Annotated in this window: 7 protein-coding genes and 1 pseudogene; 4 read left to right on the plus strand and 4 right to left on the minus strand. The window is 43.4% G+C overall.

The genetic code is table 11. From position 1 onward, the window contains the following. Positions 1 to 53: 53 nt before the first annotated feature. Positions 54 to 887, minus strand: coding sequence for a cytochrome c oxidase subunit II (coxB, locus tag AAW31_RS17685; protein ID WP_046851251.1), 834 nt, complete (start codon positions 885 to 887; stop codon positions 54 to 56). A gap of 875 nt (positions 888 to 1,762) precedes the next feature. After that, a complete protein-coding gene (locus AAW31_RS17690) occupies positions 1,763 to 4,522 on the minus strand; it encodes a valine--tRNA ligase (RefSeq protein ID WP_046851252.1) in 2,760 nt (919 codons plus the stop codon). An 864-nt stretch (positions 4,523 to 5,386) separates the two neighbouring features. Here AAW31_RS17690 and AAW31_RS22375 point away from each other — a divergent pair. Together AAW31_RS22375 and AAW31_RS17705 are read left to right on the plus strand one after the other, a co-directional pair. Continuing rightward, positions 5,387 to 5,593, plus strand: coding sequence for a hypothetical protein (locus tag AAW31_RS22375; RefSeq protein WP_046851391.1), 207 nt, complete (start codon positions 5,387 to 5,389; stop codon positions 5,591 to 5,593). Positions 5,594 to 5,600: 7 nt separating this feature from the next. Further along, on the plus strand, positions 5,601 to 6,560 hold the full coding sequence (locus AAW31_RS17705; RefSeq protein ID WP_052751990.1) for an ISAzo13 family transposase: 960 nt from the start codon (positions 5,601 to 5,603) through the stop codon (positions 6,558 to 6,560). A 430-nt stretch (positions 6,561 to 6,990) separates the two neighbouring features. Here AAW31_RS17705 and AAW31_RS17710 read toward each other — a convergent pair whose 3' ends face one another. Both AAW31_RS17710 and AAW31_RS17715 read right to left on the minus strand, forming a co-directional pair. Then, a complete protein-coding gene (locus AAW31_RS17710; protein ID WP_046851254.1) occupies positions 6,991 to 7,428 on the minus strand; it encodes a DNA polymerase III subunit chi in 438 nt (145 codons plus the stop codon). A 20-nt stretch (positions 7,429 to 7,448) separates the two neighbouring features. Then, a complete protein-coding gene (locus AAW31_RS17715; protein ID WP_046851255.1) occupies positions 7,449 to 8,939 on the minus strand; it encodes a leucyl aminopeptidase in 1,491 nt (496 codons plus the stop codon). Positions 8,940 to 9,294: 355 nt separating this feature from the next. On the opposite strand from AAW31_RS17715, the gene serB reads away from it, so the two are divergent. Continuing rightward, positions 9,295 to 10,125, plus strand: coding sequence for a phosphoserine phosphatase SerB (gene serB / locus AAW31_RS17720; RefSeq protein WP_046851256.1), 831 nt, complete (start codon positions 9,295 to 9,297; stop codon positions 10,123 to 10,125). A gap of 678 nt (positions 10,126 to 10,803) precedes the next feature. Continuing rightward, positions 10,804 to 12,145, plus strand: a pseudogene (locus AAW31_RS17725) (IS110 family RNA-guided transposase). Positions 12,146 to 12,314 lie beyond the last annotated feature (169 nt).

The raw sequence follows: 12,314 nt of genomic DNA on the forward strand, positions 1-12,314 counted from the left end.
CCTTAGTACTTACTTCTTTATTTACTGAAATTACATCTCATGCGATTGAAATATTAATTCCCAACTGCCGCCGTGTTAACGACTGCTGCTGATGCTTTTTTCTTATCCGCAGCCCATTGCGCGTACTTGTCTGCCTCCAGCACCTCAACCACGATCGGCATATAGCCATGATCTTTGCCACAAAGCTCAGCACACTGGCCACGGTAAACACCCGGTCTATCTGCTGTAAACCACACATCTCGAATAAATCCTGGAATTGCATCTTGCTTGACTCCGAAAGCAGGCACCCACCATGCGTGAAGAACATCATTAGCCGTTGTGATTACCCTAATCTTCTTGCCTACAGGCACAACCAGATTATTATCTACCTCCAGCAAATAATTTTCTCCCTTAGCTTCTTTGCCTTCCAATTGAGCAGTTGGCGTGGATAGTTTACTGAAGAAGCTGATGCCCTCACCTTCTCCCTGAAGGTAATCGTAACCCCACATCCACTGATACCCTGTGGCTTTAATAGTGATATCAGGCTCGGACGTATCTTTCATGGCAACGACAGTTTTAGTGGCCGGAAATGCCATACCAATAAGAATCAGAAGTGGAATAGCCGTCCAGATAATCTCTACAACAGTACTATGATGAAAATTGGCAGCCTTATATCCAACTGATTTACGGTGTTTCAGAATCGAGTAAAACATCACACCAAAAACAACAATAAAAATTGCCAAACAAATCCATAGAGCAAATATATGCTGATCATAGGTTTCTTGTGCAATTATAGAGTTTGGCTGCGGATGAAAATACTTACTAGTCTCATCTAGCGAAAACGCCATACTTGAGTATAAAACAAGTGTTGCAGACCCCAGCAGGGCCATTACTGATTTACTGCTCATATATTCCCCCCACATAAATTACTAATTTAGACTAGTTTACAATACTTAAAAAAACACGGCCATTTGAAGCAAATGGCTACACAAACTACCTGACTGCAGATTACTTCATACTAAAACTTTTATTGATCTCTGATAGTTTTTAATCTTATCAATCACCCAATAATGCTGGTTGGAATTCTAGCATGTCAAATCTGTGCCAACAAGGGAAAATCATGATTTTTATAGAAAAATTCCCCTGCTTTGAATGTGGTGATTTTTTTATTTATTATTATTTTAGTTTAATAATAGCTTTTTTTACCAAAAAAAAAGACCTTATTTAACCGTTGCCATCATAGGTTTTTCAAACCTTATCTAACATCATCATAAAGAAAAATTAGATATAAGCAAGTGCTCCTCCTGTGTTAAAAAATACAAAAAAACTGGAGTTAATTAAACCAGTAAGCACCCTAGCAGATTATTGAAACAGAAAATGAACCTATCTCCCCTTCTGCTGTAATACTTTCTCTGTAAACTCAGATGAATAATTGTCAATATTCCTGTACCCAGCCGAATCTTGTTCCTTCCAAAGACGCTGAACTATGTATCGAACTACAAGCGCCAGTACACCCCTATTTACGTCGATCACACAGTCTTTGTATTTCTGTCTATCCTTATTCCCATTTGGCACCAATGAAAAACTTGGCGGGCGACAAAAATATCTTATGGTCTATTACATCACCCCTATGATATCGAAAGTAACTCAAGTATCAGCAAGCAAATATTGAGATTAGGGCTATCAGCGAACAACGAAGTGTTTGCCTCGGCCTACTATAGCATCACTGTCAATAACACTAAGACACCAGGCAATGTTTTCTAAAAAAATACATACTTAAAAATTAACTTAATTTTTGCAATTGCTCTGTCAATTTAGTCAACATTGCCTTAAAGCTCGCCAAACGCTCTTTCTCCTGTGTAACCACTTTTTCTGGTGCACGTTGCACAAAAGCCGGATTATGCAGCTTTGTTGCCGCCTTATTGATCTCGCCTTCCAGACGAAGAATTTCCTTTTGAAGTCGCGCACGCTCAGCTGATGCATCTATTTTAATTTTAAGCATCAATCGGAATTCGCCGACAACAGCAACAGGCGCATTTGCATCAGGCAAACCACTTGGCATAATTTCCATATCAGATAACTTAGCCAGTGCTACTAAATAATTAGAAAAACCGGCCAAGCTGGATTGACTGCCTTCAATTAGCAAGGGCATTCTCTCTGCTGGTGATAATTTCATTTCTCCACGTAATGCTCGGCATGCATTTACAATCTCTTTGAGTAACGCAATGCGACTACCAGCTTCTTGGTCAATATGCGTGAAGTCGGCTAGTGGATAAGATTGACACATGATGCTCTTACCTTTTTTACCAGCCAGAGGTGCAATTTTTTGCCACAATTCTTCCGTAATAAAGGGAATCACAGGATGTGCCAGACGGAGCGCAGCTTCAAGCACGCGCACTAGCACACGACGTGTAGTACGCTGTTCAATATCTCCCCCTGAGCTTAACTGAACCTTAGCAAGCTCTACATACCAGTCGCAATATTCATCCCAGATAAACTCATAGAGCTCGCGCGCGGCAATATCAAAGCGATAATCATTAAATCCTTGCCTCACGCCCTGCTCGGCTAGTTGCAATCGACCGATGATCCATTTATCGGCGTGAGAAAATGCCAAAGGCAGCGTTTCATCCAAACCGACATCTTTCTCTTCACAATTCATGAGGACAAAGCGAGTAGCATTCCATAGTTTATTACAAAAATTCCGATAGCCTTCGCATCGCTGCAGATCAAATTTAATATCTCGTCCATGTGAAGCCAAACTGGCAAAAGTGAAACGCAGGGCATCAGCACCAAATGCAGGTATTCCCTGTGGGAATTGCTTACATGTATTTCTCTCGATTGATTCAGCCTGTTTAGGATTCATTAAGCCTGTAGTGCGCTTTTTGATCAGCTCGGGCAGCAAAATACCATCGATCAGATCAAGTGGATCCAATACGTTTCCCTTGGATTTACTCATTTTCTGGCCTTCCGAATCGCGGATTAATCCAGTCACGTAAACCTCATGAAATGGCACCTTCCCAGTGAAATGCAGTGACATCATGATCATGCGCGCAACCCAGAAGAAAATGATGTCAAACCCAGTTACCAGCACTGAGGTGGGTAAAAAGGTCTTGAGCTCGGCTATGTCCTGTGGCCACCCAAGTGTTGAAAATGGCCATAATGCGGAAGAAAACCAGGTATCAAGCACATCTTCATCTTGCCTGAGATTTTCCTTACCTGATAACCGCTGCGCTTCCTCAAGATTATGCGCAACCGTTACATTGCCATCCTCATCATACCAGGCAGGAATCCGGTGGCCCCACCACAATTGGCGCGAAATACACCAATCCTGTATATTTTCCAACCATTGGTTATAAACATGCGTCCAATTCTCCGGTGTAAATCTGACCTCACCATTGGCTACTACTTCCAAACCACGTTTAGCCATCCCTTCCATCGCCACATACCACTGATCAGTTAACATCGGCTCAATAATAGTTTGCGTACGATCTCCTCGTGGCACCATCAGCTTGTGTGGTCGCGTTTCGACCAACAATTCCTGTGCTTCCAGATCGCTAATAATCTTTTTTCGTGCCTCAAAACGGTCCAACTCTTGATATTCGACTGGCGCAACATCATTGATTTTTCCGTTGAAAGTAAAAATATTAAGTGGAACCAGCTTATGACGTAAACCGACTTGATAATCATTAAAATCATGCGCGGGCGTAATTTTCACACAACCCGTACCAAAAGTCGGATCGACATATTCATCCGCAATAATAGGGATCGTGCGCTCAGACAAAGGTAGCCGGAGATGCCGCCCAACCAGATGACAGTAGCGTTCATCCTCTGGATGAACAGCCACCGCCATGTCTCCTAGCATCGTTTCTGGCCGTGTGGTCGCAACAATTAAGCCACTTTCCTGCAATCCAGTACTGCTATCCTCTTCGAATGGATAAAGAATATGCCAAAGTGAACCTGTTTCTTCGGTCGAAATGACTTCCAAATCAGACACGGCTGTTTGCAGCACAGGATCCCAGTTAACCAGACGCTTGCCACGATAAATCAATCCTTCTCGATATAACCGCACAAATACCTCAGTCACTGCTTGGGAAAGCATCTCGTCCATGGTAAAACGCTCCCGCGACCAATCGCAAGAAGTACCCATCCGCCGCATCTGCCGCGTAATAGTTGAACCTGATTCCTCTTTCCATTGCCAAACACGCTCGAGGAACGCTTCACGCCCGAGTTCTCGCCGATTAATATTTTCTTGGTCTAATTGACGCTCGACGACTATTTGTGTCGCAATGCCGGCATGATCTGTCCCAGGCTGCCATAGCGTATTATCACCCAGCATACGATGATATCGAATCAATGCATCCATCAGAGTGTGCTGAAACGCGTGCCCCATATGCAGGGTGCCCGTTACATTGGGAGGTGGCAACATGATGCAGTAAGCAGCAGCCTCCTCCTTATTTGATGGCTTGAAATAACCTGATGACTCCCATACAGAATACCAGTAAGCTTCTATGACTTTCGGATCAAAACTTTTTGCAAGTTCCATGAAAATTAAATTGTTAAATTAGCAAACCAGAAAATTCGCCATTATATCGGAAGGTAACATCGCAGGTAGCAAGGTCATTAATTATTAACTGATCTAAATGATTTTTTGAAAGTACCATAATCATGCCTGAGGAAGAATTTGAGCATTTCGCAGCAAATGTATATAACACATTTAGTTATTCCATTTCTCAATCAAAAATGACGCGCAGGCGAACCGCAGACAATATCAAGCATACGGCAAGGTGAAGCCGACAAAGGCCGACAAAGTTAGTTCTCATTTAAAATAGAATAAGAAAAAAAACTATATTGGGTGGTAGCAAGCTGTTGAAAAATGTACTGGAGGTAGAGATACTCGATGATAATGATGAGTAAACACAGTCAAAAAACGGTGTTTATAGCTGATAAATCAGTATTTTGAATTTGTTTTTCATTTTAAACCTGTTTTTAATATCGCAGTCGCAATGTAGATAGTTTCTCAAGAGCCTGCTAGTGAACCGCTGCAGGGAGCCATTGATCCTGTGATACCGGATAGTGTAGTTCTCTTTTTGTTTTTAACCGATGTCAAGACGATCATATTCCAAGCTTGTCTGACCTCTTCAGTTTCAGGCCGCTGATAAGCTTTATCATCATACAGTTATTACTGTGCAATTGTGGTTGAGTCTGATCAAATACATCGGCTAACCGATTAAGGCGCTGAACATAAGTAAGCAACATCACTCGCAAGTCGTGCAGACTAAGTATGTCGTCAAAAATAACTTCCAGAAATTGGATTAGAATGTTCATGCAGGATTATGGATAATAAAGCCAATTTATAATTGGTGAATGACAAATTGTGGCTGTTTACGATAAAAGCATTGAACTGAAGATGCAGCGGTTGTTTCTGCTGCTATCAGAAAAGGATCGGCGGCGGTATGCGGGGATTGAAGCGGCCAAGCTAGGGCACGGCGGTATTGAGTATGTGTCTGGGTTATTTGATATGGATCCCAAGACGGTGCGACGTGGTCTGGTAGAACTGGAAGTGAGTGAGGATCCTGCGCCGAGCCGGATCAGAAAAAAAAGGTGCGGGACGTAAAAATGCAATGGTTCACAAGCCTACCCTGGAAGAAAATTTCCTCAGGCTACTTGCGGAATTTACCGCCGGCGATCCGATGCGCGAAGGTGTCTTATGGACCAATCTATCACGTTGCGAAATTAGTCGCCGCCTGGCTGAAATGGGCACATCAGCAAGTCGGTACACGGTACGTAAATTATTAAAGAAACATGGTTTAGGACAGCGTAAAACGCGTAAGAAAAAAACGCTGGGAGCCCATCCTGATCGGGATGCCCAGTTTCAAAACATTGCCAGACTTAAGGCAGCGTATATGGCCAAGGAAGAGCCTGTGATCAGTATTGATTCCAAAAAGAAGGAATTGATTGGCAATTTCAGTCGAGAAGGTTACACCTATACACAGACGCCTGTAGATGCTTTGGATCATGATTTTCCCAGTGCCGGTGAAGGCAAATTGATTCCGCATGGCATCTATGATCTGGCGCGAAACGAAGGGCATATGAACCTAAATACCAGCCACGATACCAGTGAATTTTGTTGCGACAGTATTGCGCATTGGTGGAAACAGCAGGGTTGCCAGCACTATCCCAAGGCCCGGCGGTTGTTGCTTCTCTGTGATGGTGGCGGCAGTAACGCCGCCAATCGACATGTGTTCAAGGAAGCTTTGCAGGTGCTTGCCAAACGGCTGGGACTGGAAATTCGTGTTGCCCACTATCCGCCTTACTGCTCAAAGTACAACCCTATTGAACACCGGTTGTTTTCGCACATTACGCGTGCCTGCCAGGGTGTGGTGTTTCATTCGGTCGCCATTGCCAAACAATTTATGGAGAAGACTAAAACCTGCAAGGGTTTAAAAGTAACCGTGGATATATTGACCGGGGTTTACGTTACAGGAAAAAAGTGTGCAGAGAATTTTCTTGAAAATATGAGGATCATCTTTGATGACTATCTTCCTCGCTGGAACTACCGGGCAGTCCCACAAACAATCTGATTTCGGGAAGTTATTTTTAGCTAAATCCTAAGCGCGTAAATGATGATCCGCATACTCATAAATACTCTTGATCGCTCTATGCTTGTCCACCAAACCGAACAGGTAGAGAACAGTGATTTCTTCATCGCTAAAGCTTCAATCCGCGTAATTACTCATTCTTTGGCTATAAAGCAAAGAATTTCCCTGATAATGCTTGTGATCATAGAGACAAATCGTTATTAATCGGTCTTGCCGGTGCCTCCGTTATTATGATTTATTAAGGTTGGTGGGTACCTTCGTCAATAGTTTAAAATTATTGATGAACTGGCTTCTATTTCAGCGCTTAATTCACATTCGAGAGCCAAAGTAAGCTTTTTTTCAATCAACCTTAGAATCTCTTGGTTTTTCCATGCCATTTTTTATCCGATTGACTTCATCCTTCTGGTATCGATCAATGCTGAATCTGATCAAGTTTATAGTGATGTACACTGAGCCCCTGCTCCTGATAAAAGCGATAACGTTTGCGAGCAACCATCTTGTCCTCGGGCACATTTTCAACGATTTCGATGACTCTTTGAAACTGATCATAAACTGGAGGTACTTCATCATGCAGGTTAAGCAATATTTCATAAGACCCAATCTGCTGAATTTCTTCGCTATTACTAATTAATATTACCGGCGTCACATTGGCCATTTTGTCATCCCCGTGACAATGCGGAATAAAGCTGATGGGAGAAAAGGTCCAGAGCAATTTATCGAGTTGATTCAGAAGCGACGAATCTGGGATATAAACCATTATTTTAGTCGCCTGTTGAATTACTTTTTCACTTAGCCTGCATGCAACCAATAATTTGTCGGATGCACCCGAATAAAAATCAATTTGTGGCATTGTTTATTTAAATGCTTATTTTATCTATTCGCACGCGAAATTAAAAATTGTGTCAAAAGTGGGACCGGACGACCAGTAGACCCTTTTTCCTTACCACTTCTCCAGGCCGTACCGGCAATATCCAGATGTGCCCAAGGATATTTTGCTGTAAAGCGTGACAAAAAGCAGGCGGCCGAAATTGTTCCTGCTGAGCGTCCACCAATATTTGCCATATCTGCAAAGTTGCTTTTCAACAGCTCCTGATAATCATCCCACAGCGGCAACTGCCAAGCACGATCCAACGCCAATTGGGAAGCTTGTAACAATTCCTGGGCCAATTGATCATTATTACTCATTAAACCAGATGCTATATGTCCCAGTGCAATGACACATGCCCCAGTCAGGGTCGCGATATCTATTACGGCATCAGGTTTATACCGTTCAGCATAGGTCAGCGCATCACATAAAATCAGCCGCCCCTCAGCATCAGTATTCAGAATTTCAATTGTTTGGCCAGACATGCTTGTCACCACATCCCCTGGTTTGCTCGCATTACCACCAGGCATATTCTCAGTCGCTGGAATAATTCCGACGATATTGAGAGGAAGCTTCATTTCTGCTACCGCTGTTAATGTGCCCAATACACTGCCTGCGCCACTCATATCGAATTTCATCTCATCCATTTCAGCTGCAGGCTTTAATGAAATACCCCCAGTATCAAAAGTAACGCCTTTACCGACTAGCACAATAGGTTTTTCCATTTTTGCCAAGCCGCGGTACTCCAGCACGATTAATCTGGCAGGCTGATGACTTCCACGTGAAACAGCAAGCAATGCACCCATACCCGCTTTTTCCATCTCTTTCTGTCCTAACACAGAAACCTTAAGATCATAGGCTTTAGCCATATCGGTAGCTTGCTCAGCAAGATATGTCGGGGTACAGATATTGGGCGCAAGATTGCCTAGATCCTTAGCTACTTTTATACCCCGCGCAATTGCAAGGCCCTGCTTTAATGCTTTTTCTCCAGCTTGAAGCGATGCTTGATCGTTCACGTTTATCGTAATTTTCCCAAGAGCAGACTGCTCTTTCTCTGGTTTACTTTTGAGGCGATCAAAACGATAAGTACTTTCCGCCCCCAGAATCACGGTCTGGGTAATTTTCCATGCAGTATCCCGCTCTTTTATTGGAATATCCGACAAGAAGAGGGTAACATCTGGAGCAGATGTTTGAGATAACGCTTTGAATGCGGCTAAAACTGCTTGTTGATACACCTTATCATTGAACTCTTTCTCTTTACCTAATCCCACCAACAGCACGCGCTTACTTGTAATGCCAGGAACGTTATGTAACAGTAAAGTTGTATTAGCTTTACCCTCCATATCACCTTGACGCAAGATGTTGCTGATGACGCCTTTAGAAGCATCATCCAAGCTCTTGGCAGGCTCGGTCAATTTGCGTGATTCAAATACACCCACCACGATACAGGCTCCGCGCTGTTTTTCTGGGGCGCAGAGTTTGATTGTAAAATCCACTTTCTACTCCTTGTTAATTATTTTAAGATGGAAAAATTTCATAAATAAATTTGCATGGATTATCGCTGTACTTAATGTATAAAGTCAAAATAAGCAACAGGGGATAACTGGAATAAACTTTCCACCTTAAAATTAATTCCTAATTAAAAGCAAGTGCAAAGCAAGGTATTTCATTTTTCCATTTTTAAATCAAAAATGACACGAAGGCGAGCCGCAGGCGGTATCAATCACACGGCAAAGTAAAGCCGACAAAGTCAGTTTTGATTTAAAATGGAACTACACCAGCTGGAGTACCCTGCTTTACGCTTGCTTTATTAACATCACTATCAATAATTAATAATAATTCGGATACACCATGAACCTCATCATTCAAGGACTAGAAATTGAAAACAGCGACCTGCGAGCAGTTGCAAAACTCGCACAAGCTAGCCATATTGAACGTATTACCGGGCAAGCGTTCCGCTTGGCCAATGCCGATCCTCATCCCGATATTCCTGAATACTGCTCTGAAGTAAAACTCGATTTTGCTTTTGTTCCGAGCGGAACAAAGTTAACTAACTTTGGGCTAATTGCAATGGATATGGACTCCACCCTCATCGCCATTGAATCAATTGACGAAATGGCTGGTATGAACAATGTCCAGCCCCAAGTTGCAGAAATTACGCAGAGCACCATGCGAGGCGAAATTGACTTCGCTGAAAGCCTGATTCGGCGTACAGCACTTTTAGAAGGATTACCGCAAGAAGCGCTACAAAAAGTTTATGATGAAAAAGTCAAATCAAACCCTGGCGCAAATAAACTATTACAGCGCATGCAAGCAGTAGGTATCAAGACCATGGTAATCTCAGGTGGTTTCACCTTCTTCACTGATAGAGTCAAAACAGAGCTTGGGTTAGATTATGCCTTTGCAAATACATTGGAAATCAAGGATAAAAAATTAACTGGCCAAGTGCTTGGTAATATTATTGGCGCCGAGGGAAAAGCTGAAGTGTTAAAGCGTATCCGAGATGAGCTAGGTCTAAACAAGGAACAAGTTATTGCGGTGGGCGATGGCGCCAATGATATAAAAATGCTGGAATCTGCAGGCATTGGTATTGCTTACCACGCAAAACCCGTTTTACGAGAGAAAGCAACTTATTCCATTAATTTTGTGGGACTGGATGGCATTATCAATCTTTTCGAGTAATTAATATGCATTAAATTTTAGCAATGGCACGCAATTGATTGGTACAGCAACAGTCGGAGTGGGTATTATCTTTTTTACTTAGGCAGGAATCTCTACTGTAACCCGTAGAGACTATAGCTTTTTGCATAATTTCATGATGATTCTTGCTCCACTGCCTCATTTATTCTTTGCGATATCCGCTGTATTGCTTGCAATCTCTGCTACTGCAATAATGCTTTTCTCAGGATTTATCTTGTTTGATGTCAGCCGTACCATAAAGGTGACGAGATTAATTATGTAATCACAACTCTCGGTATTTATATTAGGAGACCTATAAAAATTCCTATTTAGTCACAATACATTGTTTTTCGCAGAAAATGTTTTCTTACATATCAATCATATACAGCGCCAATATTTGTTGTTCTCGCTTCGTTTTGTTTAAAACTCTGAATTTTTAGCGTAGTAATCCGCTAGAGGCGGCAAGGCGCGCAGAAGAAACAAGCGGCGTCAGAGCTTGAGGAGTAAAGTTGGAATGTCGCGCTGGAGAAGACCGACCCATCACTGGTGCTAATCCGCCCGTTTTTTAGCGTGGTCATGGGTCACGTCGGCGACATTGGTGAGTCCGTGGCAACGGGCATCCCGTTTGAAAGAGTGAGTACAACGACGTACCTGAACCAGCGCGACATTCCAATAGAGATAATGGAGGATGTCATAGCAAAGTTCAAGCAAAGTAAATTGGAGTTAATCCATCCGAATGCAGCGGGGATTGATATTGGCTCTGCGAGCCATTTTGTGGCGGTACCGCCGGATCGAGATAACAAGCCGGTAAGGGAATTCAAGAGTTTCACCGCAGACCTGAATGGTTTAGCGGACTGGTTAGAGGCCTGTGAAATTGACACTGTGGCAATGGAATCGACGGGGGTATACTGGATTCCACTGTATGAACTTTTGGAGTCGCGCGGGCTGACTGTGTATCTAGTAAATGCGCGGCACGTTAGAAATGTTTCTGGCTGGAAGTCGGATGTACTGGACTGCCAATGGTTACAGCAACTGATGAGCTTTGGGTTGTTGTCTGGCGCATTCCGTCCGAAAGATGAGATATGTGCACTACGAGCCATATCTCGTCAACGCGATATGCTGATCCGTTATCAGGCGCGACATGTGCAACATATGCAAAAGGCTCTGGCGCAAATGAACATACAATTGGCGAACGTGATTTCGGATATTGTGGGCGAAACCGGTCAAAAGATCGTTCGTGCCATCATTACTGGTGAGAGATGGGCACATCCTGGCGAATCTCAAGAGCAATCGCATCCGGGCTGGCAAAGACGAGATTGAGAAATCGTTAGTCGGGAATTGGCGGGAAGAACACCTGTTTGCACTCAAGCAAGCGATGTCACTCTATGACGCCTACAGCGAACGACTCACCGAATGTGACCGGCAGCTTGAAACCATGCTGGCGGCACTTCAGGTGCACAAGGTAGAGATCTGCCAGAAGAAGCGCCGCTCCAATGTCAAGAACGCTCCCAAATTTGATTTGCGTGCCCATCTGATTGGCATGTGTGGGGTTGATTTGACGCGAATTGACGGCATCGAAGTGACGATTGCGATGAAAGTCCTGAGTGAAGTGGGCGCTGACATGAGCAGGTTCAAGAGTGCGAAGCAGTTTGCCTCGTGGCTTGGGTTGTGTCCTGGAACAAAGATATCGGGCGGAAAAGTGCTATCGGGGGCAAGCAAGCGCACAGCGAACCGTGCGGCTCAGGCACTGCGCATGGCGGCAGTTTCATTGAAATCCAGCCAGTCTGCACTGGGTGCCTATTACAGAAGATTATGTGGCAGACTCGACAAGGCAAAGGCAATCACAGCGACAGCACACAAACTGGCGCGCTTGATCTACACGATGCTAACGAAAGGAACCGAGTACGTCGATAAAGGGCAGGAGTACTATGAGGAGCGATATCGTCAACGCGTGTTGCATCATCTGACTGTTCGCGCTCGGAAGCTGGGGTTTAATCTTACCCCTGTTCCTGAGGCTACTTAATATTTGCTGTAAAACCATTGTGTTACATTTGTTTCTTGAAAGAGGTGTCCATTAATATTTATAAATTGTTTATCAGTTTGCTTCAGTTACTATTAGCTCTCTCAGGTAAAAGAGATGAATTAGTTACTGTATCTCCATAAACTAAAAAGGGTAGCCAAAAATAGCCATT

Origin of the sequence: Nitrosomonas communis (assembly GCF_001007935.1) — a bacterium.
Classification (GTDB): domain Bacteria; phylum Pseudomonadota; class Gammaproteobacteria; order Burkholderiales; family Nitrosomonadaceae; genus Nitrosomonas; species Nitrosomonas communis.

Excerpts from the sequence above, each read along its gene's own strand:
- coxB (WP_046851251.1), bottom strand. The coding sequence starts at position 887 with ATGAGCAGTAAATCAGTAATGGCCCTGCTGGGGTCTGCAACACTTGTT.
- AAW31_RS17690 (WP_046851252.1), bottom strand. The coding sequence starts at position 4,522 with ATGGAACTTGCAAAAAGTTTTGATCCGAAAGTCATAGAAGCTTACTGG.
- AAW31_RS22375 (WP_046851391.1), top strand. The coding sequence starts at position 5,387 with ATGCAGCGGTTGTTTCTGCTGCTATCAGAAAAGGATCGGCGGCGGTAT.
- AAW31_RS17705 (WP_052751990.1), top strand. The coding sequence starts at position 5,601 with ATGGTTCACAAGCCTACCCTGGAAGAAAATTTCCTCAGGCTACTTGCG.
- AAW31_RS17710 (WP_046851254.1), bottom strand. The coding sequence starts at position 7,428 with ATGCCACAAATTGATTTTTATTCGGGTGCATCCGACAAATTATTGGTT.
- serB (WP_046851256.1), top strand. The coding sequence starts at position 9,295 with ATGAACCTCATCATTCAAGGACTAGAAATTGAAAACAGCGACCTGCGA.